The 24,934-nt window shown below is 71.4% G+C and carries 22 protein-coding genes; 11 read left to right on the top strand and 11 right to left on the bottom strand.

Features of this window, described 5'->3' with window-relative positions; translation table 11 throughout:
- The first annotated feature begins 66 nt into the window (after positions 1 to 66).
- Together ABZ321_RS12190 and gabT are read left to right on the top strand one after the other, a co-directional pair.
- Positions 67 to 1,503 carry a gamma-aminobutyraldehyde dehydrogenase gene (locus tag ABZ321_RS12190; RefSeq protein ID WP_344501633.1) on the top strand — a complete coding sequence of 479 codons (1,437 nt, stop codon included), beginning with the start codon at positions 67 to 69 and terminating at the stop codon, positions 1,501 to 1,503.
- Positions 1,503 to 2,783: a 4-aminobutyrate--2-oxoglutarate transaminase gene (gabT, locus tag ABZ321_RS12185; protein WP_354890915.1), complete on the top strand. Its 1,281-nt coding sequence runs from the start codon at positions 1,503 to 1,505 to the stop codon at positions 2,781 to 2,783. The genes ABZ321_RS12190 and gabT overlap by 1 nt, the downstream gene beginning before the upstream one ends.
- A 1-nt stretch (position 2,784) precedes the next feature.
- Here the strand turns inward: gabT and speB are convergent, their stop codons facing one another.
- From speB to ABZ321_RS12155, 6 genes are read right to left on the bottom strand one after another with little or no spacing between them, the layout of a single operon-like run.
- Complete coding sequence (speB, locus tag ABZ321_RS12180; RefSeq protein ID WP_344501635.1) at positions 2,785 to 3,804, bottom strand: agmatinase; 1,020 nt, start codon at positions 3,802 to 3,804, stop codon at positions 2,785 to 2,787.
- Entirely contained in the window at positions 3,801 to 4,997 is a 1,197-nt protein-coding gene (locus tag ABZ321_RS12175) for a saccharopine dehydrogenase C-terminal domain-containing protein (RefSeq protein WP_354890914.1), read from the bottom strand. Before ABZ321_RS12175 ends, speB begins: the two co-directional genes overlap by 4 nt.
- Before the next feature lie 3 nt (positions 4,998 to 5,000).
- A complete protein-coding gene (locus tag ABZ321_RS12170; protein WP_344501637.1) occupies positions 5,001 to 5,813 on the bottom strand; it encodes an ABC transporter permease in 813 nt (270 codons plus the stop codon).
- Positions 5,813 to 6,718, bottom strand: coding sequence for an ABC transporter permease (locus ABZ321_RS12165; RefSeq protein ID WP_344501638.1), 906 nt, complete (start codon positions 6,716 to 6,718; stop codon positions 5,813 to 5,815). The genes ABZ321_RS12170 and ABZ321_RS12165 overlap by 1 nt, the downstream gene beginning before the upstream one ends.
- The gene (locus ABZ321_RS12160) at positions 6,715 to 7,851 is read right to left on the bottom strand and encodes an ABC transporter ATP-binding protein (RefSeq protein WP_354890913.1); all 1,137 of its coding nucleotides are present in this window, start codon (positions 7,849 to 7,851) and stop codon (positions 6,715 to 6,717) included. The genes ABZ321_RS12165 and ABZ321_RS12160 overlap by 4 nt, the downstream gene beginning before the upstream one ends.
- Positions 7,852 to 7,854: 3 nt before the next feature.
- Positions 7,855 to 9,090 (bottom strand): spermidine/putrescine ABC transporter substrate-binding protein, encoded by a 1,236-nt coding sequence (locus tag ABZ321_RS12155; RefSeq protein ID WP_344501640.1) that lies wholly within the window; start codon positions 9,088 to 9,090, stop codon positions 7,855 to 7,857.
- 230 nt (positions 9,091 to 9,320) lie between these two features.
- Between ABZ321_RS12155 and ABZ321_RS12150 the strand changes: the two genes are divergently transcribed.
- Genes ABZ321_RS12150 through ABZ321_RS12135 form a run of 4 tightly spaced genes read left to right on the top strand, consistent with a single transcriptional unit; the run spans position 9,321 to position 13,121 of the window.
- On the top strand, positions 9,321 to 9,821 hold the full coding sequence (locus ABZ321_RS12150; protein ID WP_203845385.1) for an Lrp/AsnC family transcriptional regulator: 501 nt from the start codon (positions 9,321 to 9,323) through the stop codon (positions 9,819 to 9,821).
- Positions 9,818 to 11,197 (top strand): aspartate aminotransferase family protein, encoded by a 1,380-nt coding sequence (locus tag ABZ321_RS12145; protein WP_344501908.1) that lies wholly within the window; start codon positions 9,818 to 9,820, stop codon positions 11,195 to 11,197. The genes ABZ321_RS12150 and ABZ321_RS12145 overlap by 4 nt, the downstream gene beginning before the upstream one ends.
- A 50-nt stretch (positions 11,198 to 11,247) precedes the next feature.
- On the top strand, positions 11,248 to 11,778 hold the full coding sequence (locus ABZ321_RS12140; RefSeq protein WP_344501641.1) for a pyridoxamine 5'-phosphate oxidase family protein: 531 nt from the start codon (positions 11,248 to 11,250) through the stop codon (positions 11,776 to 11,778).
- Positions 11,779 to 11,786: 8 nt separating this feature from the next.
- On the top strand, positions 11,787 to 13,121 hold the full coding sequence (locus ABZ321_RS12135; protein ID WP_344501642.1) for an FAD-dependent oxidoreductase: 1,335 nt from the start codon (positions 11,787 to 11,789) through the stop codon (positions 13,119 to 13,121).
- 4 nt (positions 13,122 to 13,125) lie between these two features.
- Here the strand turns inward: ABZ321_RS12135 and ABZ321_RS12130 are convergent, their stop codons facing one another.
- Positions 13,126 to 13,575, bottom strand: a complete 450-nt coding sequence (locus tag ABZ321_RS12130) for a metallopeptidase family protein (protein WP_033364641.1) — start codon at positions 13,573 to 13,575, stop codon at positions 13,126 to 13,128.
- A gap of 173 nt (positions 13,576 to 13,748) precedes the next feature.
- Here ABZ321_RS12130 and ABZ321_RS12125 point away from each other — a divergent pair, with 173 nt between their 5' ends.
- The gene (locus ABZ321_RS12125) at positions 13,749 to 14,105 is read left to right on the top strand and encodes a DUF3499 domain-containing protein (RefSeq protein WP_033364642.1); all 357 of its coding nucleotides are present in this window, start codon (positions 13,749 to 13,751) and stop codon (positions 14,103 to 14,105) included.
- 48 nt (positions 14,106 to 14,153) lie between these two features.
- On the opposite strand, the gene ABZ321_RS12120 is transcribed toward ABZ321_RS12125, so the two are convergent.
- A complete protein-coding gene (locus tag ABZ321_RS12120; protein WP_033364663.1) occupies positions 14,154 to 14,411 on the bottom strand; it encodes a WhiB family transcriptional regulator in 258 nt (85 codons plus the stop codon).
- A 315-nt stretch (positions 14,412 to 14,726) separates the two neighbouring features.
- Between ABZ321_RS12120 and ABZ321_RS12115 the strand changes: the two genes are divergently transcribed.
- Positions 14,727 to 15,305, top strand: a complete 579-nt coding sequence (locus ABZ321_RS12115; protein ID WP_354890912.1) for a signal peptidase I — start codon at positions 14,727 to 14,729, stop codon at positions 15,303 to 15,305.
- Here ABZ321_RS12115 and ABZ321_RS12110 read toward each other — a convergent pair.
- Positions 15,302 to 17,818 (bottom strand): bifunctional FO biosynthesis protein CofGH, encoded by a 2,517-nt coding sequence (locus tag ABZ321_RS12110; RefSeq protein WP_354890911.1) that lies wholly within the window; start codon positions 17,816 to 17,818, stop codon positions 15,302 to 15,304. The two genes, ABZ321_RS12115 and ABZ321_RS12110, sit on opposite strands and share 4 nt — an antisense overlap.
- Before the next feature lie 133 nt (positions 17,819 to 17,951).
- On the bottom strand, positions 17,952 to 19,664 hold the full coding sequence (locus ABZ321_RS12105; RefSeq protein ID WP_354890910.1) for a hypothetical protein: 1,713 nt from the start codon (positions 19,662 to 19,664) through the stop codon (positions 17,952 to 17,954).
- A 133-nt stretch (positions 19,665 to 19,797) separates the two neighbouring features.
- Here ABZ321_RS12105 and cofD point away from each other — a divergent pair, with 133 nt between their 5' ends.
- The 3 genes from cofD to ABZ321_RS12090 are packed head-to-tail and all read left to right on the top strand — an operon-like array spanning position 19,798 to position 22,348.
- The gene (cofD, locus tag ABZ321_RS12100) at positions 19,798 to 20,754 is read left to right on the top strand and encodes a 2-phospho-L-lactate transferase (protein ID WP_344501646.1); all 957 of its coding nucleotides are present in this window, start codon (positions 19,798 to 19,800) and stop codon (positions 20,752 to 20,754) included.
- Entirely contained in the window at positions 20,751 to 21,803 is a 1,053-nt protein-coding gene (locus ABZ321_RS12095; protein WP_354890909.1) for a coenzyme F420-0:L-glutamate ligase, read from the top strand. The genes cofD and ABZ321_RS12095 overlap by 4 nt, the downstream gene beginning before the upstream one ends.
- Positions 21,800 to 22,348: an NUDIX domain-containing protein gene (locus tag ABZ321_RS12090; protein ID WP_344501648.1), complete on the top strand. Its 549-nt coding sequence runs from the start codon at positions 21,800 to 21,802 to the stop codon at positions 22,346 to 22,348. Before ABZ321_RS12095 ends, ABZ321_RS12090 begins: the two co-directional genes overlap by 4 nt.
- Positions 22,349 to 23,746: 1,398 nt before the next feature.
- On the opposite strand, the gene ABZ321_RS12085 is transcribed toward ABZ321_RS12090, so the two are convergent.
- Positions 23,747 to 24,844 (bottom strand): sugar phosphate nucleotidyltransferase, encoded by a 1,098-nt coding sequence (locus ABZ321_RS12085; RefSeq protein ID WP_344501649.1) that lies wholly within the window; start codon positions 24,842 to 24,844, stop codon positions 23,747 to 23,749.
- Positions 24,845 to 24,934 lie beyond the last annotated feature (90 nt).

Raw genomic sequence — 24,934 nt, 5'->3', positions numbered from 1 at the left:
ACAGTTGCTCAAGGGGTTGTGCACTGCGGAATCGGTGGAAGGATGTGGCTGCCGACACTCAAAGGAGTGGACATGACCAAGCAACTGCAGAACTTCATCGACGGCGCCCACGTGGAGCCCGCCGACGGCCGTTATTCGGACCTGATCGACCCCTCGACCGGTGAGGTGTTCGCCTCCGCGCCGGTCTCGGGCGAGGCCGACGTCGACCGCGCGGTGAAGGCGGCCAGCAAGGCGTTCGAGACGTGGCGGGACGCCACGCCCGCGGAGCGGCAGCGGGCGCTGCTGAAGCTCGCCGACGCGATGGAGGACCGCGCGGCCGAGCTCATCGACGCCGAGTGCCAGAACACGGGCAAGCCGCGGGCGCTGACCACCAGCGACGAGCTGCCCCCGGCCGTGGACCAGGTCCGGTTCTTCGCCGGTGCCGCCCGGGTCCTGGAGGGCAAGTCCGCCGGGGAGTACATGAAGGGCCACACCAGCTACGTGCGCCGCGAGCCGATCGGCGTCTGCGCGCAGGTCACCCCGTGGAACTACCCGCTGATGATGGCGATCTGGAAGATCGCGCCGGCGCTCGCCGCGGGCAACACCGTCGTCCTCAAGCCGTCGGACACCACCCCGGTGTCGACGCTGCTGCTGGCCGAGCTGGCCGCGGAGTTCCTGCCGCCGGGCGTGCTCAACGTGGTCACCGGCGACCGGGACACCGGCCGGGCCCTCGTGTCGCACCCGGTGCCGCAGTTCGTGTCGATCACCGGCTCGGTCCGCGCGGGCCGCGAGGTGGCGGGCTCCGCCGCGCCCATGCTCAAGCGCACCCACCTGGAGCTCGGCGGCAAGGCGCCGGTCGTGGTGTTCGACGACGCCGACCTGGAGGCGGCGGCCGAGGCGATCGCGGTCGCCGGCTACTTCAACGCCGGCCAGGACTGCACCGCCGCGACCCGCGTGCTCGCCGGCCCCGGCATCTACGACGACTTCGTGGCCGCGATCGCCGAGCAGGCCGCCGCGACGAAGACCGGCGCGCCCGACGACGAGGACGTGCTCTACGGCCCGCTCAACAACGCCAACCAGCTGGCCCGGGTCGCCGGCTTCGTCGACCGGCTGCCCGACCACGCGAAGCTCGACGCGGGCGGCGCCCGGGTCGGCGACCGGGGCTACTTCTACTCCCCCACCGTCGTCTCCGGCCTGCGCCAGGACGACGAGATCATCCAGGACGAGGTCTTCGGCCCCGTCATCACCGTGCAGCGCTTCACCGACGAGGACGAGGCGGTCCGCTGGGCCAACGGCGTCGAGTACGGGCTGTCGTCGTCGGTGTGGACGAGGGACCACGGCCGGGCGATGCGGATGACCCGCCGGCTCGACTTCGGCTGCGTGTGGGTGAACGCCCACATCCCGATCGTCGCGGAGATGCCGCACGGCGGTTTCAAGTCCTCTGGTTACGGTAAGGACCTGTCCATGTACGGGCTGGAGGACTACACCCGCATCAAGCACGTCATGCACAACATCGAGCTGTGATGACGGCGTCCGGGGAGCTCCACAAGCGCCGCGGCGCCGCGGTCGCCCGCGGCGTCAGCAGCATGATCTCGTCCTATGTGGACCACGCTTCGGGCGGCACGCTGTCCGACGTGGACGGTCGCGAGTGGATCGACATGGCCGCCGGCATCGCCGTCACCAACGTGGGCAACAGCTCGCCGAAGGTCGTCGAGGCGGTGCGGCGCCAGGTCGAGCGCTTCACCCACACCTGCTTCATGATCGCGCCGTACGAGGGCTACGTCGCGGTCTGCGAGCAGCTCAACGCGCTGACCCCGGGCACGTTCGAGAAGCGCTCGGCGCTGTTCAACTCCGGCGCCGAGGCGGTGGAGAACGCGGTGAAGATCGCCCGGCACGCGACCGGGCGGCAGGCGGTCGTGGTGTTCGACCACGCGTACCACGGCCGCACCAACCTCACGATGGCCCTGACCGCCAAGGCGATGCCCTACAAGCACGGCTTCGGCCCGTTCGCCGGCGAGATCTACCGCGTGCCGATGTCCTACCCCTTCCGCGACGGCCTCTCCGGCCCCGACGCGGCCGCGCTGGCCACCGGCATGATCGAGAAGCAGGTCGGCGCCGACCAGGTCGCCGCCGTGCTCATCGAGCCGGTCCAGGGCGAGGGCGGCTTCATCGTGCCCGCGCCCGGCTTCCTGCCGGCGGTCGCCGCGTGGGCCCGGTCCGCCGGGGCGCTCTTCGTCGCCGACGAGATCCAGACCGGCTTCTGCCGCACCGGCGAGTGGTTCGCCTCGACCCACGAAGGCCTGGAGCCCGACCTGGTCACCACCGCGAAGGGCATCGCCGGCGGGCTGCCGCTCGCCGCAGTGACCGGCCGGGCCGAGGTGATGGACGCCGTGCACCCCGGCGGTCTCGGCGGCACGTACGGCGGCAACCCCGTCGCCTGCGCGGCCGCCCTGGCCTCGATCGAGACCATGATGGAGCTGGACCTGGCGGCCGCGGCCCGGCGGATCGAGTCGGTCATGCGCCCGCGCCTGGAGTCCCTGGCCGCCGCCCACCCGTGCGTCGGCGAGGTCCGCGGCCGGGGCGCCATGCTCGCCCTGGAGATCGTCGTGCCGGACGCCTCCGGCCCGGCGGGCCCGACCCCGGACCCGGCGAAGACCGCGGCGATCCAGAAGGCGGCCCACGAGGCGGGCCTGCTCCTGCTCACCTGCGGCACCTACGGCAACGTGATCCGCTTCCTGCCACCCCTGGTCATGGACGACGCCACCCTCGGCCGCGCCCTGGACATCCTGGAAGCGGCCCTGTAGCTCACGCCTCGGCGGCCGGGGACCGACCCCGGCCGTCGAGGAGGGGCTGGCGCGGGTTCCAGGGGTCGCCGCGGCGGCGTCTGGCGATGGCGGACAGCGCTTCGAGGACGACGCGGTTGGCGAGGTATGCGGTGATCTCGGCGTGGTCGTACGGCGGGGAGACCTCGACGACGTCGATGCCGGCGATCGGGAGCTCGTAGCAGCAGCGGCGGACGGCGTCGAGGAGCTGGCGGGAGGTGAGGCCGCCGGGTTCGGGGGTGCCGGTGCCGGGGGCCATGCCGGGGTCGACCACGTCGACGTCGACGGACAGGAAGACGCCGTCGCAGTCGTCGGTGGCGATCGTGAACGCCTCGGTGAGGCAGTCGTCGAGGCCGCGGGCCACGATCTCCGTCATCTCGTAGGAGCGCATGCGCTGGGCCGCCATCCAGTCCAGCGTGGCCGGGCCCGGCCAGTAGCCGCGCAGGCCCAGCTGCAGGAAGCGGTCGCCGCGGACCGCGCCGGACTCGATGAGGCGGCGCATCGGCTGGCCGTGGCCGACGAGGGAGCCGAACTCGGTGTCGCCGGTGTCGGCGTGCGCGTCGAAGTGCACGAGGGAGACCCGGCCGTAGCCGAGCTGCCGGGCCACGCCGGTGGCGTCGGGCCAGGCGATCGTGTGGTCGCCGCCCAGGACCACCGGGATCGCGCCCGTGGCCGCGACCGTGTGGACCGCGTCCTCCAGCCTTGCGATCGCGCCGGCCGCGTCGCCGGAGAACATCTCGACGTCGCCCGCGTCGTACACCCGCAGATCCCGCAACGGGTCGACACGCAGCGCGAGGGACGGGCGGGAGCCGTCGTGGGCGAGGTAACAGGCCTGGCGGATCGCGCCCGGGCCGAAGCGGGTCCCGGGCCGGTGCGAGGTGCCGCCGTCGAAGGGCGCGCCGACGATGACCACGTCCGCGTCCGGCGGCAGCGCGTCGAGGTCGCAGGGCGGCACCCCGAGAAACGTGATGTCAGGTCCGTACATAGGACCGTATCGCGTCATTTTTCCTGCATACCCCACGGCGAGCCGTACTCGGTGAGCAACTCCAGGAACGGCTTCGGCGGCAGCGCCTCCGGCCCGAGCACGCCACGGCCTTCCCAGGCCCCGGACGCCAGGAGCTCCAGGGCCACCACCGGGTTGATCGCCGTCTGCCAGACGACGGCCTGCGAGCCGTACTCGGCCATCGACCAGGCGTTGTCGACCACGTGGTACAGGTAGGTGCTGCGCGGCGCGCCCGACTTGTCCAGGCCGGTGACGAGCGTCCCCGCGCAGGTCTTGCCGCGCATGCGGTCGCCGAGGCCGGCCGGGTCGGGCAGGCAGGCCGCGACCACGTCCCGCGGTGCCACCTCGACGCCGCCGACCCGGACCTTGCGGGTCGAGTCGAGGCCGAGCTTGTGCAGGGTCTTGAGCACGTCGATGAACTCGTCGCCGAGGCCGTACTTGAACGTGACCCGGCGGCAGTCGACCCAGCGCGGGATGAGCAGGACCTCTTCGTGCTCGACGTTGACGCACTCGACCGGACCGATGCCCTCCGGGAAGTCGAAGACCTCCGGCTCGGAGAAGGGCGCCGTGGTGAACCAGCCGCGGTCGCGTTCCCAGACGACCGGCGGGTTCAGGCACTCCTCGATCGTGGTCCAGATGGAGAACGAGGGTGCGAAGTCGTAGCCGTCGACGACGAGGTTCGCGCCGTCCCGGACGCCGACCTCGTGGACCTCGGAGAAGAGCTCGTCGGCGGCGTACCGGGCGAAGACGTCGGACAGGCCGGGCTCGACGCCGATGCCGACGAGCGCGAGCCGGTCGGCGGCCTCCCACGTCGCGGCGGCGGCGAACTGCTCGTCGCCGAGCTTCACCCCGGTCTCCGCGTACGGCGCGGTGGGGTGCGGTGAGGACAGCGACATCGCCATGTCGAGGTAGTGCGCGCCGGCGGCGAACGCGCCCTCGAAGATCGGCATGACGAACCGCGGGTCGACCGCGTTGAGTACGTGCGTGATCCGATGAGCCCGGCACAGCTCCTCGACAGCTGCCGCCGATGAGGCGTCGATCTGGGCCGCCGTGAAGCGGTCGTCGATCACCGCCGCCTGCGCGCGGGGCAGCGAATAGTCGGCGACGACACAGGTCTCGAAGAACGAGCGGCGGCCGAGAATACGCACGGCGGCGGAGCCGACGCCACCGGCGCCGACGATGAGCAGGTGCATCGGTCAGCCCTTCTGACGGGAGCGGCGCATGTTGGGGACCTGGCCGATGAGCACGACCAGGAAGGAGATGACGAACATGGCGGTGCCGATCACGTTGATCTGCGGCGGGATGCCCCGCTGCGAGGCGCCCCAGACGAACATCGGGAACGTGACGGTGCTGCCGGAGTTGAAGTTGGTGACGATGAAGTCGTCGAAGGACAGCGAGAAGGACAGCAGCGCCGCCGCGACGATGCCGGGCATGACCAGCGGCAGCGTGACCCGCAGGAAGGTCTGCGCCTCGTTGGCGTAGAGGTCCATCGCGGCCTCCTGCAGCCGCGGGTCGAGGCCGGCGAGGCGGGCCTTGACGGTGACGACCACGAACGACAGGCAGAACATGATGTGGGCGATGACGATCGTCCAGAAGCCGAGCTGCACGCCGGAGGCGACGAACAGCGCCAGCAGCGACGAGCCCATGACGATCTCGGGCGTCGCCATCGGCAGGAAGATCAGGGTGTTGGTGGCGGCGCGGCCTCGGAACGTGTGGCGGGCCAGGGCGAAGGACATCAGCGTGCCGAGGATGACCGCGCCGAGCGTGGCGATCGCCGCGATGACGATGCTGAGCAGGAAGGCGTCGCCGATGCCGGCGGTGCCGAAGGGGTCGGCCCAGTGCGCCCAGGTGAACTTGTAGTTCTCCAGCGAGTAGGGCGCGTTGCGGCCGGCGTCGCGGAACGACATCGCGGCGACGACGCCGATCGGCACGAACAGGTACAGCAGGACGAGCAGGCCGATCGCCATGACCCAGTGGTCGGCGACGGAGCGGCGTAGGCGATGCAGCATCAGAGCACCTCATCCGTCCCGGCGCGCCGGACGTAGACGAAGACCAGGACCAGGATCGCCGCCATCAGCGTGAAGGACAGCGCGGCGGCGCTCGGGTAGTCGCCGACCTTCAGGAACTTCGACTGGATGACGTTGCCGATCATGTACTGCCGGTTGGTGCCCAGCAGCTGCGCGTTGATGTAGTCGCCGGCGGCGGGGATGAACGTGAGCAGCGTGCCGGCGACGACGCCCGGCATCGACAGCGGCAGCGCGACCCTGGTGAAGCGGGCGACGGGCCGGGCGTAGAGGTCGCCGGCGGCCTCGAGCAGCCGCGGGTCGAGCTTCTCCAGGCTGGCGTACAGCGGCAGCACCATGAACGGCAGGAAGTTGTAGACGAGCCCGGCGATGACGGCGGGGGTGGTGGCGAGGAGCCGGTCGTCGGGCAGCGGCACGTGCAGCGCGTTGAGGGTCGTCACCAGCCAGCCGTTGTCCGACAGGATGACCTTCCACGCGAGGGTGCGGATCAGGAAGCTGGTGAAGAACGGCGCGATCACGCAGATCAGCAGCAGGTTCTTCCACCGGCCGCCCTTGAGCGCGATCGCGTACGCGAGGGGGTAGCCGAGCAGCAGGCAGATGGCGGTGGTCAGCGCCGCGTAGCCGAGCGAGCGCATGAAGTGCGGGAGGTATTCGCTCGCGGCGTCGACGTAGTTGCTGAACTGCCACGTCATCGCGTAGCCCTCTTCGAGGGATCCGCTCGGGTCGTAGAGGCTGGTCGCGAAGAGCTGGATCGAGGGCACGGCGAAGAACAGGATCAGCCACAGGCCGCCGGGGAGCAGCAGCAGATACGGCAGCCAGCGCTTCCTCGGCTTTTCGAGGTTCGCCGGTGTACCGGTGGTGCCCGCCCCCACGTGCCCGAGCGCACTCATGCCAACGCCTCGGCGTCGACCACTGGCGCCACCGTCTGCCCCTCGGGTCGCGGCAGCAGGAACGCGTGCTCGGGCCGCCAGTGCACGGTGACCTCGCTGGCGACCGCGAGCGGCGCGGAGACGCCGGAGTTCGGCACGAACACCGTCAGCTCGTCGCCCCACGCCGGTTTGACGAGGTACTGCGTGCTGACGCCCACGTAGGACGAGTCGGTGATGATGCCCGTGACGGACTGGTGCCCGGCCGGGACCTTGTCCAGACCCGTCGCCAGGTGCATCTTCTCCGGCCGGACGCCGAGCCACACCGAGCCGTCCGCGATCCTGGCCCGCGAAGCCGGCAGCGAGTGGCGGGCGCCGTGCGCCTCCACGAGGACGTCGTCGCCGGAGCGGCCGGTGACGGCGCCGGCGAGGAGGTTCGACTGGCCGAGGAAGTTGGCGACGAAGGCGGTGCCGGGGAAGTCGTACATCTCCACGGGGCTGCCGAGCTGCTCGATCCTGCCGGCGTTCATGACCGCGACGGTGTCGGCCATGGTCATGGCCTCCTCCTGGTCGTGGGTCACGTGGACGAAGGTGATGCCGACCTCGGTCTGGATCCGCTTGAGCTCGACCTGCATCTGCCGGCGCAGCTTGAGGTCCAGGGCGCCGAGCGGCTCGTCGAGCAGCAGCACCCGCGGGTGGTTGATCAGGGCCCGGGCGAGGGCGACGCGCTGCTGCTGGCCGCCGGAGAGCTGGGCGGGCCGGCGCTTGCCGAAGCCTTCCAGGTCGACCAGGTGGAGCATCCGCTCCACCTGGTCGGCGACGCCCTTGACGCCGCGGCGGCGCAGGCCGAACGCGACGTTGTCGGCGATGTTGAGGTGCGGGAAGAGCGCGTAGCTCTGGAACACGGTGTTGACGGGCCGCTTGTACGGCCGCAGCCGCGTCACGTCCTCGTCGCCGAGCAGGATGCGGCCGGTCGTCGGCTCCTCAAGACCGGCGATCATGCGCAGGGTCGTGGTCTTGCCGCAGCCGGAGGCGCCGAGGAGGGCGAAGAACGACCCCGCGGGCACCGTCAGGCTGAGGTCGTCGACGGCCGTGAAGGCGCCGAACGACTTCGTCACGCCGACCAGGTTGAGGTCGGCACCGCTCTGCTCGGCCATCTATCAAGCTCCCGAGATCGCTTCGAACTTCGCCGAGTACTTCTTGTCCTCGTCCTCGGTGAGGGCCTTGAAGCTCTTGGTCTTGGCGAGGGTGGCGGCGTCCGGGAAGATCAGCGGGTTGCTGGCCAGGTCCGGGTCGATCTGCTGCATCGCGTCCTGCGCGCCCTGGACGGGGCAGATGTAGTTGACGTACGCCGCCAGCTCCGCCGCGACCTTCGGGTCGTAGTAGTAGTCGATGAGCTGCTCGACGTTGCCCTTGTGGGTCGCCGTCGACGGGATGAGGATGTTGTCCGACCACAGCACCAGGCCCGACTCGGGCGTGACGAACTTGACGTCCTCGTTCTCGGCGCTGAGCTGGATCACGTCGCCGGACCAGGCGATGCACGCGGCGAGGTCGCCCTTGTTCAGGTCTTCCTTGTAGTCGTTGCCGGTGAACTTGCGGATCTGCCCGGAGTCGACGGCCTTCTTCAGCTTCTCCAGCGCGGCGTCGAACTCGGCGTCGGTGACGGTGCCGGGATCCTTGCCCTGCGACATGAGGATCAGGCCGACGGTGTCGCGCATCTCCGACAGCACTGCGACCTTGCCCTTGAGGTCGGCGCGGGTGAGCAGTTCGTCGATGGTGCGGACCTCTTTGGTCGCCTTGGCGTTGTAGGCGATGCCGGTGAGCCCGGACTGCCACGGCGCGGCGAACTTCATGTCCTTGTCCCACGCCCGGTTCTTCAGCGTGCCGAGGACGTTCTTGGTGAAGTTCGGGGTCTTGGCGTTGTCGAACGCCTGCACCCAGCCGAGGCCGACGACGCGGGAAGCCATCCAGTCGGTGAGGACCATGATGTCGCGGTCGATCGACTGGCACGCCTGCAGCTGGTTGCGGACCTTGCCGAAGAACTCGTTGTTGTCGTTGATGTCTTCGTTGTACGTGACGGCGATGCCGGTCTTCGCGGCGAAGGCGTCGAGGCTGGGCCGCTTCTTCTCGTCCTTCTCGTCGACGTCGACGTACAGGGGCCAGTTGGAGAAGGTGATCTTCTTCTCGGTCGCGGAGACGTCGGTGGCGGTGCACGCCGCCTTCTCCGCCTCGGTCTTCTTCGCGGGCTTCGTGCCGCACGCGGCGAGGGCGCCGCCCGTCGCGATGAACGCTCCACCGGCGAACAGGCCTCGCATCAGGGTCCGGCGCGACAGGCCGGTGGCGTTGAGGACGGCGGCCGCTTCGGGCGAGAGCGGCGGGCGAGAGGGGTTTCGCACGAGGGCTCCTACGGATCTCGGGCCGGAACCTCGGGGGGTGGTATCCGACGACCGATCCTGACACGAGGTACCATCACTGACAAGGGATTCCGTCGTTACGATCGGGCCGCACAACGAAAAGCGCCACTTGGTCAGATTGAGGTTACCGTCGTGACCCGGCGGAAATATGGTCCCGAACGACGATCGATTCCTGACGGATCACGAATCCGCAGATCCCTAGTTATCCAGCTATGGAATTAGTTGCCAACAGCGGGGTCTTGGGCAAGAATCCACACGTGACCGAGCCCGTCCTTGACGACGTCAACAAGCGGATCATCGAGCAGCTGCAGCGCGATGGTCGCATGTCCTACGCCGCCCTCGCCAAGGTCGTCGGCCTGTCGGAGGCGGCGGTCCGCCAGCGTGTGCAACGCCTGCTGGACACCGGCGTCATGCAGATCGTGGCGGTGACCGATCCCCTGACGCTCGGCTTCGCCCGCCAGGTGATGATCGGCCTGAAGGTCGAGGGCGACCTGCGGCCGGTGGCCAAGGCCCTCGCCGCGGTGCCGGAGATCGACTACGTGGTGATCTGCGCCGGCGGCTACGACCTGCTCGTCGAGCTCGTCTGCACCGACGACGAGCACCTGCTGAACCTTCTCAACGACACGATCCGGAGCATCCCTGGCGTCACCGCCACGGAGACCTTCGTCTACCTCAAGCTCGCCAAGCAGACCTATGCGTGGGGGACACGATGACCGACCAGCAGCCCGATGCCGAGCGACTCGACCAGGCCGCCCGAGACCACCTCTGGATGCACTTCACCCGCCTGTCGGCGTACGCCGACGCGCCGGTGCCGGTGATCGTCCGTGGCGACGGCCCCTACATCTACGACAGCAACGGCAAGCGTTACCTCGACGGCCTCGCCGGCCTGTTCGTGGTGCAGACCGGGCACGGCCGGCACGAGCTCGCCGACGCCGCCGCCAAGCAGGCCTCCGAGCTGGCGTACTTCCCGCTGTGGTCCTACGGGCACCCGAAGGCGATCGAGCTCGCCGACCGGCTCGCGGACCTCACCCCCGGCGACCTGAACCGGGTCTTCTTCACCACCGGCGGCTCCGAGGCCGTCGAGAGCGCGTGGAAGCTGGCCCGCTCGTACTTCAAGCGCACCGGCAAGCCGATGAAGACGAAGGTGCTGTCCCGCTCGATCGCCTACCACGGCACGTCGATGGGCGCCCTGTCGATCACCGGCATCCCCGTGCTCAAGCAGGAGTTCGAGCCGCTGGTGCCGGGCGCGTTCCGGGTGCCGAACACCAACTTCTACCGCCGGCCCGACCAGTCGATGACCGAGGAGCAGTTCGGCGTCTGGGCCGCGGACCGCATCGCCGAGGCGATCGAGTTCGAGGGCCCGGAGACCGTCGCGGCCGTCTACCTGGAGCCGGTGCAGAACGCGGGCGGCTGCTTCCCGCCCCCGGCCGGCTACTTCCAGCGGGTCCGCGAGATCTGCGACCGGTATGACGTGCTGCTCGTCTCCGACGAGGTCATCTGCGCGTTCGGGCGGCTCGGCGAGTACTTCGGCGCCAAGCGCTTCGGCTACCAGCCCGACATCATCACCGTCGCGAAGGGCCTCACCTCCGGCTACGTGCCGCTCGGCGCGATGCTCGCCTCCGAGCGGCTCGCGGAGCCGTTCCTCGACGGGGCCAACTGGTTCGCCCACGGCATCACCTACGGCGGGCACCCCGTCGGCTCCGCGGTCGCGCTGGCGAACCTCGACATCTTCGAGCGCGAGGACCTCAACGGGCACGTCCGGACCAACTCGCCGCTCTTCCGGTCCTACCTGGAGCGCCTGTACGACCTGCCGATCGTCGGCGACGTCCGCGGCGACGGCTACTTCTTCGGCATCGAGCTGGTGAAGGACAAGGCGACGAAGGAGACCTTCAACGACGAGGAGTCCGAGGCGCTGCTGCGCGGCTTCCTGTCCAAGGCCCTCTTCGACGCCGGCCTCTACTGCCGCGCCGACGACCGCGGCGACCCGGTGATCCAGCTGGCGCCGCCGCTGATCTGCGACGAGAGCCACTTCATCGAGATCGAGCAGATCCTGCGTTCGGTGCTGACCGAGGCATGGGCGCGCCTCTGAGCCGGACGCGGGTCCGTCGGCTTCCCGAGCTCCAGGTCGACGATCCCGCCGTGCTGCACGGCATTCTCGACGCGGGGACGATCGGCCATCTCTCGATCGTCCACGATGGACAGCCGTACGCGATCCCCGTCGCGTACGGCCGGTCCGGCTCCTCGGTGCTCTTCCACGGCTCCACCGGCAGCCGCCTGTTCCGCGTCCTCGCGGAGGGCGCGCCCTGCTGCTTCACGGTGACGCTGCTCGACGGCCTGGTCCTGGCCCGCAGCGCCTTCGAGACCTCGATGCACTACCGGTCGGTGATGGTGCTCGGCGCGTGCACGGTCGTCGAGGACAAGCTCCCGGCCCTGGAGACCATCAGCGAACACGTCACGCCCGGGCGATGGGCGGTCGTCCGCCCGCCCTCACGCAAGGAGCTGGCCGCCACCCTGGTCCTCGCCTTGGCCCTGGACGAAGTGTCAGTGAAGGTGAGCGCCGGGCCGCCGAGCACTTCCCCCGAGGACGCGGGGTTCGACCCGTGGGTGGGGGTAGTGCCTCTTCGCGTCGAACGCGGCGAACCGATCGAGTGCGAGGAGGAGCTGCCTTGAGTTTCTGGATGTCCGTGCTCCCTTCGGTACCGCCGCGTTCGGCGCTGACCGGCGACACCGACGCCGACGTGGCGATCGTCGGCGCCGGGTACACCGGGCTGTGGACCGCGTACTACCTCGCCAAGGCCGACCCGGCGCTGCGGATCGTGGTGCTGGAGGCCGAGACCGCGGGGTTCGGGGCGAGCGGCCGCAACGGCGGCTGGTGCTCGGCGCTGTTCCCGAAGTCGGTGCCGGCCCTGGCCCGCGCGCACGGGCTGCCGGCGGCGCTCGCGCTCAACGCCGCGATGGAGTCCACTGTGGACGAGGTCGGGCGGGTCGCGGCGCTCGAGGGCATCGACTGCGACTACGCCAAGGGCGGGACCGTCGTCCTGGCGCGTTCGGCGGTACAGCTGGACCGGGCGCGACACGAGGTCGCCGAGGCGCAGGGACTCGGCGTCGACCTGCGGCTGCTGTCCTCCGAGGAGGCGTTCGAGCGGGTCGGCGCGACGAACGTGCTCGGCGGCACGTACACGCCGCACTGTGCGGCGATCCAGCCGGCGAAGCTCGTGCGGGGGCTGGCGTCCACGGTGGAGCGGCTCGGGGTGCGGCTGTTCGAGCAGACCCCGGTCACGGCCATCACCGCGGGCCGGGCCGACACTCCACACGGGACGGTGCGGGCGCCGATCGTGGTGCGGGCCACCGAGGGCTTCACGCCGCGGCTGCCGGGGCTGCGCCGGGCGATCGCGCCGGTCTACTCGCTGATGATCGCGACCGAGCCGCTGCCCGCGTCGTTCTGGGCGTCCGCCGGCCTGGCACGGCGGGAGACGTTCTCCGATCACCGGCACCTCATCATCTACGGGCAGCGCACCGCCGACGACCGGCTCGCGTTCGGGGGGCGGGGCGCGCCGTACCACTTCGGCTCGGCGGTCGCGCCGGCGTTCGACGCGTCGCCGCGGGTGTTCGCGGAGCTGCGCCGGGTCCTGGTCGACCTCTTCCCGGCCCTCGAGGACGCCGGCGTCGCCCACTCGTGGGGCGGGCCGCTCGGGATCGCGCGGGACTGGATGGCGTCGGTCGGGCTCGACCCGACCACCGGGCTGGCCTGGGCGGGCGGCTACGTGGGGGACGGGGTCGGCACGTCGAACCTCGCCGGCCGTACCCTCGCGGACCTCATCCGCAAGGAGGACTCTCCGCTGGTCGGACTGCCCTGGGTGGGGCACCGCTCGCCGCGGTGGGAGCCCGAGCCGCTGCGGTGGCTCGGGGTGAACACCAGCCTGCGGGTGATGACCGGCGCCGACGCGGCGGAGTCGCGGACGGGCCGGCCGTCGCGCCGGGCCGCACTGCTGGCGCGGGTGCTCGGTGGCTGAGGTGTTACGGCTCCAGGTCCTCGGGCGCGACGCCCAGCAGGTTGGCGACCTGCTCCAGGATCACGTCGTGGACCAGATCGGCGAGGTCGTCGTGGTCCGCGGCCCGGAACTCCAGGGGGCGGCGGTACAGCACGATCCGCGGCGGGACGCCGTGGCGGCCCGGGCGGCCCGGCAGCAGCCGCGCGAGGGGCACCTCGCCGTCCTCGAGCACGTCGGAGTCGTAGACGTTGAGGTCCGGCGGGACGTCCTCGACGGCGAACTCGACGCCGGCCAGCTCGTTGGCGAAGCGCTGCTCCAGCTGCTCGACGGAGTCCAGCACCAGGTCGTCGAACATCTCCGCGCGGGTGCGGGACATCGGCAGCGAGGCGGGCACCAGCCTGCCGCGCAGCCCCCGGCCGTGCCGGTCGCGGCCGCGCCGTCCCGGTCCGCTGCGTCGTCGATCGGGGCTCGCCACGCTGCCAGCGTAGCGCCACCGTCGACGCGACAGTGGCACGGCGCCACGTCGAGATCGTCCATGCCACTTCGGAGGGGGGCCGGTCAACCGGACGGGCGTGTCGGCGTGGTCACCACGGCGTGTCGTGAGGCTTCGGGGTTGGGCGCGGGCCCACGGAGCGATACGGTTCGGCCGTGAGGACCCCACGTCGATGCTCGCGCAACGGATGCCCCCGACAGCCCGTTGCGACGTTGACGTACATTTATGCCGAATCGACCGCAGTTGTCGGTCCGCTCGCGGCGTTCGCCGAGCCGCACTCCTATGACCTGTGCGAATCGCACGCCCGCGGGCTGACCGCGCCCCGGGGGTGGGACCTGGTCCGGCACGAGGGTGAGTACGGTCCGCCGCCGCCGTCCAACGACGACCTGGTCGCCCTCGCCGAGGCGGTCCGCGAGGCGGCGCGCCCCGCGCCGCACAAGGAGGACCCCGGCAACCATCCGCACCAGCAGGGCCGCCGCGGTCACCTGCGGGTCATCCCACCAGACGCGTGAGGGGTCCCGGCCGTCGCGCCGGAACCCCTCACTCAAACCTACGACCTGCTAGGCAGCGCGTCGCTTGAGCTTGCGACGCTCCCGTTCCGAGAGCCCACCCCAAATTCCGAAGCGCTCGTCGTGCCCCAGTGCGTATTCAAGGCAGTCCGCCCGCACCTCGCAGCGCGAGCAGATGCGCTTGGCCTCGCGGGTGGACCCACCCTTCTCCGGAAAGAATGCCTCCGGGTCGGTCTGCGAGCACAAAGCGCGTTCTTGCCACTCCGGAGCGTTACCCAGCAGGTCGGCCACGACTGGTCGGCCGTCCATCAGCGTGCCTCCTTCTTGCGCGCCGGCGACGATGCCGGCGCAACCCCCCACGCGGAAGGCGCATGTCCTACAAGGTTGCTGTTCCTCGGCGCGGTGTTCTTTATGTCCGAAAGATGACCCGCTTTCGGTCATCCCCCCGAACATCCCCCGTGAAATTACACGCGTGTAATGCGTGCGTCGTCAAGCCGAACCTGATAAATAGGCCCGCTCGGGCGACCGCTTGCACCCCGTGCCGTACCCATACCGAGCAACCCCCTCCGGAGGTAACGGGCGACACGCCGAACGCGCCGGAAGACTCTCGGCGAGTTTGCTCAGGTGCCCGGATCCGCGGCCGAATTGCGCCGATGTGCGGGGAAACCACGAGTTCTGCGCGTGTCCTGGGATACCGTCGTGATCAGGCGGCTGCTGCTCGGCGCCGCGGTGACCACCGTGCTTTTCACGGTCGGAATCATCGGGCTGGGCTGGAAGCCTTACGTGGTCATGTCCGATTCGATGGCGCCTGCCATGCACGCCGGTGATGTCATTCTCGTCGATCCTCAGGCGACATCCCTCGCCGTCTACGAGATCGTCACCTACAGCGATCCGCGTGGGCTCGTCACGCACCGGGTCGTGGCGCAGGCGGAGGACGGCACGTTCACGGTGAAAGGCGACGCGAACCAGCAGCCGGACACCCGTCCGGTCGAGCGAAGACAGGTGATCGGGCCGGTCCGCCTGATCCTCCCCAGCGTGGGCTGGCCCGTCGTCCAGGTCCGCACCCACCCGTTCAAGGTCGCCGGGGTGGCGCTGATCCTGGCGGTCGTCTGGCCACGCCGGCGGCTGCTCGGGGTCGCGCTGCTCGGCGGCCTTGTCGCCGTCCTGGCCTTGGTGCCCACCACCGGGGCGCTGCCGCTTTAGCTCCGTGCCTCCACCCGGCCGTAGGTGGTGGTGCGCTGGCGGACGGGGCGGCCGGCGGCCTTGCCGATCGCCTCCAGCTCCTCCCGGGTGCGGGCGGAGCCGTGCTCGGAGCCCGCCATCCTGGAGATGGTCTCCTCCATCAGCGTGCCGCCGATGTCGTTGGCGCCGCCGTTGAGCATCGCCACCGTGCCCTCGTCGCCGAGCTTCACCCAGGAGCACTGGATGTTGTCGATCCTGCCGTGCAGCAGGATCCTGGCCATCGCGTGCACGGCCCGGTTGTCGCGCCACGTCGGGCCCGGCCGGGCGATGCCGGCGAGGTAGATCGGCGCGCTGTGGTGCACGAACGGCAGCGCCACGAACTCGGTGAACCCGCCCGTGCGGTCCTGGATGCCGGCGAGGACCCGGAAGTGGCTGAGCCAGTGCCCCGGGTGGTCGACGTGGCCGTACATCATCGTCGAGCTCGACCGGATGCCGAGCTCGTGCGCCGTGGTCACCACCTCCACCCACGCGGACGTCGGCAGCTTGCCCTTCGTGAGCACCCACCGGACCTCGTCGTCGAGGATCTCCGCGGCGGTGCCGGGGATCGTGTCGAGGCCCGCCTCCTTCAGCTGGGCCAGCCAGTCGCGGATCGACACGCCCGCCTTCGAGGCGGCGGTCACGACCTCCATCGGGCTGAACGCGTGGACGTGCATGCCCGGGACGCGGGTCTTGATCGCGCGGACGAGCTCGGCGTACGCGCCGACCGGGAGCTTCGGGTCGATGCCGCCCTGCATGCAGATCTCGCCGGCGCCGGCCAGCCAGGCCTCCTCGGCGCGGTCGGCGACCTCCTCGTAGGAGAGGCGGTAGGCGTCGGCGTCGCGCTCGCGCTGGGCGAACGCGCAGAACCGGCAGCCGACGTAGCAGACGTTGGAGAAGTTGATGTTCCGGTTGATCACGTAGGTGATGTCGTCGCCGACGGCCGCCTTCCGGAGATCGTCGGCGATCCGTGTGAGCGCTTCCAGGCCGTCGCCGTCCACATTGAACAGTGCGAGGGCTTCGTGCTCGTGCTGTGGCAGCAGCAGGCTTCCGGGGTCGGTCCCGGCCCTCGCGAGTCCACTTCGGACGTCACCGTCCAATGTGTGCTGTGGCTTTGTGCTGACGCGCGCTGCCACCTCCTGCCAGTCGCCGTAGACCGAGTCGAAGTCGCCGCGGCGGTCGTCGGTGCGGCCCTCCGTGTCGATGGCCTCGTGCAGGTCGGTGCGGCCGGTGCTCTGGATGCCCCCGTCGGGCTCCTGCCATTTTCTGCCGGCCGGCTTGGCGCCTTCCTGGGCCAGGCCGGTCTCGGTGTCCATGAGTGCCTCGACGTGCCCGGCAAGCCTCGGGTCCAGCCAGGGCGCGCCCTTTTTCGCGTACTCGGGGTAGATGGTGAGGCGTTCCTTGAGCTGGAAGCCGTGCTGCGCGGACTTCTCGGACAGATCCTGGATCGCCGGCCAGGGGCGCTCGGGGTTGACGTGGTCCGGGGTGACCGGGGAGACGCCGCCCCAGTCGTCGATGCCGGCCCGCAGCAGCAGGCCGTGCTCGTCGTCGATGAGGTTCGGCGGGGCCTGGATCCTGGCCTTCGGGCCGAGGACGAGCCGCGCGACCGCGACCGTGGCCGCCAGCTCGTGCAGCTCCGCGTCGGGCATGCCGCGCATCGCCGTGTCGGGCTTCGCGCGGAAGTTCTGGACGATGACCTCCTGGATGTGGCCGAACTCGCGCATCGTCCTGCGGATCGCGAACAGCGCCTCGGCGCGCTCCTCGATCGTCTCGCCGATGCCGATGAGGATGCCGGTCGTGAACGGCACCCCGACCCGGCCCGCGTCGTCCAGCACCCGCAGCCGCACCGCGGGCTCCTTGTCCGGTGAGCCGTAGTGCGCGCCGCCCGGCTCCGACCACAGCCTGGTCGCCGTCGTCTCGAGCATCATGCCCATGCTGGGGGCGACCGGCTTGAGCCGCTGGAGCTCCGCCCACGACAGCACGCCGGGGTTGAGGTGCGGCAGCAGGCCCGTCTCCTCCAGCACCGCGATCGCGCAGGCGCGCAGGTAGTCCAGCGTGGAGTCGTAGCCGCGCTCGTCGAGCCAGCGCTTCGCCTGGTCCCAGCGGTCCTCGGGGCGGTCGCCGAGCGTGAACAGGGCCTCCTTGCAGCCCTGCTGCGCGCCTTCCCGGGCGATCGCGAGGACCTCGTCGATCTCCAGGTATTCGCTCGGCAGCCGGTGCGGCACCGTCGCGAACGTGCAGTAGTGGCACCGGTCCCGGCACAGCCTGGTCAGCGGGATGAAGACCTTGCGCGAGTACGTGACGACGCCGGGCCTGCCGGCGTCGGCGAGCCCCGCGTCGCGCACCGCGCCGGCGACCGCGAGCAGGTCGTCGAGGGCCTGGTCGCGGGCGGTGAGCAGGACGGCGGCCTCGGTCACGTCGAGAGCACGGCCGTCGGCCGCACGGCGCAGCGCCCGGCGCATGGCGTTGCCTTCGGTACCTCTGACTACAGACGTCACAGCTTGCAGCCTAGGCCGCCGCCGGGCGGATCGGCCCTCACACCGGATGTGACTGTTCTCCTTCGCTTCTTCCCCTGTTACGACGCGGGCGCCCGTCGTGTGACGGGCGCCCGGGTCGGGTGTGCTCCGGTGCTCAGTCCTTCGGGGGGATCACCTGGGTGCGCTGGGTCTCGTCGTCGTCGCCCTGGTCGGTCGCCGGCTTCTCCTGGCCCGCGGGCCGGAACACCTCGGTGGCGTCCGAGTCGTGCGCCTGGGTGTTCGCCTGGGTGTTCGCCTGGGTGTTCGTCTGGGTCACGTCGCCGGTGGTCTCGGCCGGGGCGGCGCTGACCGGCGCGTACGCGGCGGTCGCGTCCGGGTCGGCGTCGGCCTTGGCGATGCTGACCGGGGCGGCCGACTGGGTCTCCGGCTCGCCGACGGTGCCGTGGGCCGCCGTGGTCTCCCCCGCGGTCCAGATCTGGGCGGTGGGCTCCTGTCCGGCCGGGACCGCGGGCTCGGCCGCCGGGGCCGCCGTGGTCTCGGCCGTCGGGAACGCGCCCGTCTTGCCGAACGGTGAGGCGGCGCCGTCGCTGGTGTCCTCCGCCGGCTGCTGCGCCGCGGGCGCGCCGGTGGCCGCGCCCGAGGTCGGGTGGGTCGAGGACCCGCCGGGCCAGCCGGCCGCCGCGAACCCGCCCGAAGGCGTCGCGCCGCCGTCGGCGGGCGGGGAGGACACCGGCGGGGTGACCGGCGGCGCCGACACCGGCTGGGCGGCGGCCGCCGTGTACGCCGCGAACGGCGAGCTCAGCGGCGGCGTCGAGGCGGGCGCCGCGGACACCGGCTCGGCCGCCGCGGGCTGCGGGGCGAACGCCGGGGCGCCGGTCGCCTGCGGGTGCTGCACGGGGGCGGGCTGGGCGTTGAACGCGGGCGCGCCCGTCGACTGCGGGTTGTACCCCTGGGCCGCCGGCTGGGGGTAGGCCGGGGCACCCGACGCCGGGCCCACGGCCGGAGCGCCCGAGGCCTGCGCGGCCGGGTAGGCCCCGGGCTGCGCCGCGTACGGCTGCGCGGCGGGGACGACCTGACCCGAGCCGGTCGTCGCGGGGTTGGTCCAGCTGCCGGTCGGCTGCTGGTGCTGGGCGGGCTGCTGCTGGTACGGCTGCTGCGGGACCGAACCGGTCTGCTGCTGGTAGCCGTACTGCTGCTGCTGCTGCGGGTACTGGTAGCCCGGCTGCTGCCCGTACGGGTACGCGGGCTGGCCGTACACGCCGGGGGGCGGCTTCGGGGGTGCGTAGGCTCCGAGGTACACCCTGATCACCAGGAACAGGACGAGACCCAGCAGCGCGAGACCGCCGAGACGGGTCAGGAAGATCGTGAGCGCCGAGGTCGCCCGCAGGCCCGACTCGCTGTCCATGTCGCCGATGAGGCTGGCGAGCAGCAGGATCAGGCCGAAGAGCGCCACAATCCCGTATTCGACGAGGCCGACGAGGACGATGACCTTCGCCTTCGGCACCACGGGGTCGACGTGGGTCGCGACCAGCACCGCCAGGATCGGCAGCAGGATCGTCTGCAGGTTGACGAACGTGCCGAACGTGCCGCCCGCGCTCAGCAGGAAGTTGCCGTCCAGCGAGGTCAGCAGCGAGATGAACCCGGCGAGCAGGAACGCCGCGGTCGCGCCGAGCAGCACGAACGCCGCCAGCTCGCGAAACGGCAGCGTGAGCGAACGGGCCTTCTTGGCGTCGACCGTCGCCTGCACGCTCTGGCCGGGCTGCTGCGCCGGCGGCACCTGGGGCACGAAGGACGAGGTGGCCGGACCGGCGGCGTAAGCCGCATGCGGCGCCGCCGAGGAGGTCGGGTCGGGTGGCTGGGTGCTCACTGGCTCTCCCCAAGATCTAGCGGACACGCGACAGGTCGCTCGCAGCCTAGCCGTCGAACGGAAAATCCGCGTGCGTGGCCGGACCGGCCGCCTCGCACGGGAAGTGTCATACCCGTGGGGCAGGATGAAGGGTATGCGGATCGTGGTTCTGGCAGGTGGCATCGGCGGCGCTCGCTTCCTCCTCGGGGTGCGCGCGGTGGGGCAGGAGCTGGGGGCGGAGGTCACCGCGGTGGTCAACGTCGGCGACGACGTGACCCTGCACGGCCTGCGGATCTGCCCCGACCTCGACAGCGTGATGTACACGCTCGGTGGCGGCGCCGATCCCGAGCGCGGCTGGGGACGCGTCGGCGAGACGTGGACCGTCAAGGAGGAGCTCGCCGCCTATGGGGCGGAGCCGACCTGGTTCGGCCTCGGCGACAAGGACATCGCCACCCATCTGGTGCGCACCAGGATGCTCGACGCGGGCTATCCGCTGTCCGCCGTGACCGAGGCGCTCTGTGACCGCTGGCAGCCCGGCATCCGCATGCTCCCCGCCAGCGACGACCGGGTCGAGACGCACGCGGTGGTCGAGGTCGACGGCGCCTCCCGCGCGATCCACTTCCAGGAGTGGTGGATCCGGCACCGGGCGGAGATCCCGACGTCGCGGTTCGTCTTCGTCGGCGCCGAGTCGGCCAAACCGGCCGCGGGGGTGCTGGACGCGCTCGCCGCCGCGGATGTCGTGCTGGTGGCGCCGAGCAACCCGATCGTCTCCATCGCGCCGATCCTGGCCGTCCCCGCGGTCCGTGAGGCGGTCGCCACCGGCCGGGCCCCGGTCGTGGGCGTGTCCCCGATCATCGGCACCGCCCCGGTCCGTGGCATGGCCGACAAGTGCCTCGCCGTGATGGGCGTCGAGTGCACCCCCGCCGGCGTGGGCGGCCTGTTCGGCGCCCGCTCGGCCGGCGGCGTCCTGGACGGCTGGCTCGTCGACGACACCGACGCGGGCGTCGAGGTGCCCGGCCTGACCGTCCGCGCCCGCCCGCTGTGGATGACCGACGTGCCGGCGACCGCGGCGATCGTCCGGGAGGCGCTGTCCGTGGCGGGTGTGGCATGAGCGTGCCGCCCGCGGGGTTCGAGGTGCTGCCGGTCGACGGCATCGGCGAGGTGCGTCCCGGTGACGACCTGGCCGCGCTGATCACGACCGCCGCGCCGTGGCTCGTCGACGGCGACATCCTCGTCGTCACCAGCAAGATCGTCAGCAAGGCCGAGGGGCAGCTGGTCGACGTGCCGCTGGAGGAGCCCGCCCGCGAGGCCGCCCGCGAGGCGGTGCTGCGGGCCGAGACGTCCCGGGTCGTCGCCCGCCGGGGCGCGACGCAGATCGTGCAGACGCACCACGGGTTCGTGCTCGCGTCGGCCGGCATCGACGCGTCCAATGTGGAGCCGACCCGGCTCGTCCTGCTGCCCAAGGACCCGGACGCCTCGGCCCGCTGGCTGCGCGACGAGCTGCGGGAGCGCTTCGGCCTGCACGTGGCGGTCATCGTCACCGACACCATGGGCCGGCCCTGGCGGATGGGCCTCACCGACGTCGCCATCGGCGCCGCCGGCATCGACGCGCTGACGGACTACCGCGGGGTGCTCGACGTGCACGGCAACGAGCTCCAGCTGACCCAGATGGCCGTGGTCGACGAGCTCGCCGCCGCCGCCGACCTGGTCAAGGGCAAGACCGGCCAGGTCCCGGTCGCCGTCGTCCGCGGCCTGCCGATCCGCCCCGACGGACACGGCCAGGGCGCCGCCCCGCTGATCCGCGGCGCCGACGCCGACCTGTTCTCGCTCGGCACCGCCGAGGCCGTCGCCAAGGGCCTCCGCACCGCCGCCGCCATCCGCGACACCCCACCGCTCACGTTTCCCGAGCTTCCCGCGCCGGTCGCCGCTGCTGACGGGGCCGAGCGGTTGCTGCTGGTCTGGGCCCCCGCCGGCGATCTGCGGCGGGCCATGGAGGCGGGCATGGAGGTGCAGCGGATCCGGGCCGGGCTCGCCGCCGACGGCGTCGCGTCCGAGTGGCTGGAGGCGGACCAGGTCGACCTCTCCGGGGTCGACATCCCGGAAGGCGGCATGCCACTCGGCGTGCTCGCCGTCGGTCGCGGTAGCCTGCCGTCACTATGACGACGTTGCACGATGATGCCCTCGCGGTGCTGACCCAGTGGACGCCCCCGAGCGACGAGGCTGAGCAGACGCGGCGGCGGTTCATCGAGTTCGTCCTCCGCGACCCGTCGACGGTGTGGCGCGAGCACCCGGGGGCTCACGTCACGGCGAGCGCCCTCGTCGTCGACTCCACCGCCGAGCGCGTCCTGCTGTGCCTGCACGGCAGGATCAAGCGCTGGGTCCAGCTCGGCGGCCACTGCGAGCCCGGCGACGCGACCGTTGCGGCCGCGGCGCTCCGCGAGGCGACCGAGGAGTCGGGCATCGCCGGCCTGCGGATCAGCGAGGCCCCCATCGGCCTCGACGTCCACCACGTCCAGTGCGCCGGCGGCCCCGCCCTGCACTATGACGTCAGGTATGCCGCCATCGCCCCCGCCGGCGCCGTCGAGACCGTCAGCGCCGAGTCGTCCGCGCTGGGCTGGTTCGCCCCTGACGACCTGCCCACCCCGCTCGCCGACGCCACCGAGGTCCTGGTCGCCCCCGCCCTCGCCTGGGCCCGCCGAGCCTGACCCCGCACCCCGCCCACACTCCGGGTCGAGGCTGGTCCCGCGCAACGGCAAGACCGACGCCCAGCCCACCGCCCGCACCACGACCCAGCACACCACGTCGAAGCAGCCCGAACCACGACCCCGGCTGCGCTCCGCGTCGAAGCAGCCCGAACCACGACCCCGGCTGCGCTCCGCGTCGAGGCCGCCTCGCGCGACGGCAAGACCGACAACCGACCCCGGCGCTCGCGTCCAGCACGCCACGTCCAAGCAGCCCGCATGACGGCGAGGCCGACGACCAGCGATCGCCCGCCGCCCGCACCACGACCCGGGCACGCTCCGCGTCGAGGTTGCCCCGCGCGACAGCAAGGCCAACAACCCGCCTGCCGCTCGCGTCCACGCTCCAGCACCCCACGTCGAACCAGCCCCGCACGGCGGCAAGACCGACAACCAGCCCCGGCGCTCGCGTCCAGCACACCACGTCGAAGCAGCCCCGCATGACGGCGAGGCCAGCCACCTGCGATCAACCCACCACCCGCACCACGACCCGGCGCACACCGCATCAAGGCAGTCCCGCACGACAGCAAGGCCGGCAAGCAACCGCCACCCGCGCCCACACCACACCGCAGCAGCCCTGCGTGACGGCAAGGCCGGCCACCTGCGACCAGCCCACCGCCCGCACCAGGACCCGGCGCACACCACGTCGAGGCAGCCCCACGCGGCGATAAAGACCGGCGACCAGCGATCGCCTACAGCCCTGCGCCCACACGCTGGCGAACACCACATCGAAGCAGCCCCGCATGACGGCGAGGCCGGCCACCTGCGACCAGGCCGCCGCTCGCACCACGACCCGGCGCGCCACGTCGAGGCGGTCCCGCGCGACGGTTGGGGCAGCAAGCAACCGGCCACCCACACTCCACCGCACCACATCGCAGCAGCCCCGTGCGGCACCGGCGATCGCCCGCGCCCTGCACCAACACGCTGGACACCGCGTCGAAGCGGCCGCATGACGGCGAGGCCAGCTACCTGCGATCAGCCCGCCGCTCGCACCACGACCCGGGCCGCACCGCGTCGAGACAGTCCGGCGCGGCGGCGAGGCCGACGACCAGCCCGCACTGCCCGCGTTCACGGTCCAGCGCACACCACGTCGAAGCAGTCCCGCACGGCGGCGAGGGCGGCGACCAGCGGTTGGCCGCCGTCCGCGCCTCACTGGGCCGTCGCGGCGTGCTGCCTCCGTTGATGTCCTGCTCGAAGCGGTGCGGGTGAGGGCGTGTCCGTCTGACTGACCGACACGGCCCCGCGTTCGCAGGTGGGCGAGTCACCGCCTTGCGCAGATCGAAGTACTCGATCAGCCTCGCCGACGTCCCGGACCCGCTCGCAGATGGGACATGACCGAGCTGCGGGCTTCGATCGGGCGGGAGGTTACAGGAGTTCGACGGAGCCGCGTTCCTTCAGGTTGTCGACGAGCTTCTTCACGTCCTGGGCGCGGGAGCGGGGGCAGACCAGGAGGGCGTCGGGCGTGTCGACGACGATGAGGTCGTTGACACCCACGACGGCGACCAGGCGGCCTGACTGGGGGACGACGACGACGCGCTCGGCGTCCTGCATGATGACGCCGGTCGGGGCGGCGGGGTCGAGGTTGACGACCACGTTGCCGGCGGTGTCGGTCTCGAGGAGCTCGCCGAGGGTGTGGAAGTCGCCGACGTCGTTCCAGCCGAAGTCGCCGGGGACGGTGCCGACGAGGCCGGCCACGCCGGCGCCTTCCATGACGCCGAAGTCGACGGAGATCTTGGTGAGGTCGGGCCAGAGGTCGGCGAGGACCTCTTCGCGGTCGTGGGTGTCCCAGGCCTCGGCGATGCGGCGCAGGCCGTCGTGGAGGACGGGCTGCTGGCGGGCGAGCTCGTCCAGGAAGACGTCGACGCGCCAGACGAACATGCCGGCGTTCCACAGGTACTCGCCGGAGTCGACGTACGCCTGGGCGAGGGGCAGGGCCGGCTTCTCCTCGAAGGAGGCGACCTTGCAGACGTCCCCGGTGCCGGTGGGCTCGCCGACGTGGAGGTAGCCGTAGCCGGTCTCGGGGTGGGTCGGGGTGATGCCGATGGTCATCAGGAGGCCGTCCTCGGCACCGGCGATGGCCTTGCGCAGGACGGACGTGAAGGCCGGGACGTCGCGGACCAGCTGGTCGGCGGCGAAGGCGCCCATGACGGCGTGCGGGTCGCGCCGGGCGATGACCGCCGCGGCCAGCCCGATGGCGGCGCACGAGTCGCGCGGCGTGGGCTCGACCAGGATGTTGCCTTCGGGAAGGCCCGGGAGCTGCCGCGCCACCGCCGCCGCGTGGGCCACACCGGTGACCACGAACGTGGTCTCGGGGGTCGCGAGGTCGGCCAGGCGCCCGTACGTCGCCTGGAGCAGCGACAACGGCGTGCCTGTGAGGGCGTGCAGAAACTTGGGATGACCGGCTCGCGACAACGGCCAGAGCCGCGTGCCACTGCCCCCTGCTGGGATGACCGCGTAGAACACAGGCCCATCATGCCCAGCCAAGGGCGCGTTCCAACAACTCGAAGGTGTCATGTCCACTACGAATATCGCCTGATCTGGTTTCAGAGGGTG

It is taken from the genome of Dactylosporangium sp. NPDC006015, from assembly GCF_040614215.1.
Taxonomy (GTDB): domain Bacteria; phylum Actinomycetota; class Actinomycetes; order Mycobacteriales; family Micromonosporaceae; genus Dactylosporangium; species Dactylosporangium maewongense.
The sequence above is the reverse complement of the archived record's forward strand: the minus strand, read 5'-3'. Positions and strand labels throughout refer to the sequence as shown.

What these genes read in the sequence shown, in the direction of transcription:
- gabT (WP_354890915.1), top strand. Translation starts at nt 1,503, where the DNA reads ATGACGGCGTCCGGGGAGCTCCACAAGCGCCGCGGCGCCGCGGTCGCC.
- speB (WP_344501635.1), bottom strand. Translation starts at nt 3,804, where the DNA reads ATGACGCGATACGGTCCTATGTACGGACCTGACATCACGTTTCTCGGG.
- ABZ321_RS12175 (WP_354890914.1), bottom strand. Translation starts at nt 4,997, where the DNA reads ATGCACCTGCTCATCGTCGGCGCCGGTGGCGTCGGCTCCGCCGCCGTG.
- ABZ321_RS12170 (WP_344501637.1), bottom strand. Translation starts at nt 5,813, where the DNA reads ATGCTGCATCGCCTACGCCGCTCCGTCGCCGACCACTGGGTCATGGCG.
- ABZ321_RS12165 (WP_344501638.1), bottom strand. Translation starts at nt 6,718, where the DNA reads ATGAGTGCGCTCGGGCACGTGGGGGCGGGCACCACCGGTACACCGGCG.
- ABZ321_RS12160 (WP_354890913.1), bottom strand. Translation starts at nt 7,851, where the DNA reads ATGGCCGAGCAGAGCGGTGCCGACCTCAACCTGGTCGGCGTGACGAAG.
- ABZ321_RS12150 (WP_203845385.1), top strand. Translation starts at nt 9,321, where the DNA reads ATGGAATTAGTTGCCAACAGCGGGGTCTTGGGCAAGAATCCACACGTG.
- ABZ321_RS12145 (WP_344501908.1), top strand. Translation starts at nt 9,818, where the DNA reads ATGACCGACCAGCAGCCCGATGCCGAGCGACTCGACCAGGCCGCCCGA.
- ABZ321_RS12135 (WP_344501642.1), top strand. Translation starts at nt 11,787, where the DNA reads ATGTCCGTGCTCCCTTCGGTACCGCCGCGTTCGGCGCTGACCGGCGAC.
- ABZ321_RS12120 (WP_033364663.1), bottom strand. Translation starts at nt 14,411, where the DNA reads ATGGACGGCCGACCAGTCGTGGCCGACCTGCTGGGTAACGCTCCGGAG.
- cofD (WP_344501646.1), top strand. Translation starts at nt 19,798, where the DNA reads ATGCGGATCGTGGTTCTGGCAGGTGGCATCGGCGGCGCTCGCTTCCTC.
- ABZ321_RS12095 (WP_354890909.1), top strand. Translation starts at nt 20,751, where the DNA reads ATGAGCGTGCCGCCCGCGGGGTTCGAGGTGCTGCCGGTCGACGGCATC.
- ABZ321_RS12090 (WP_344501648.1), top strand. Translation starts at nt 21,800, where the DNA reads ATGACGACGTTGCACGATGATGCCCTCGCGGTGCTGACCCAGTGGACG.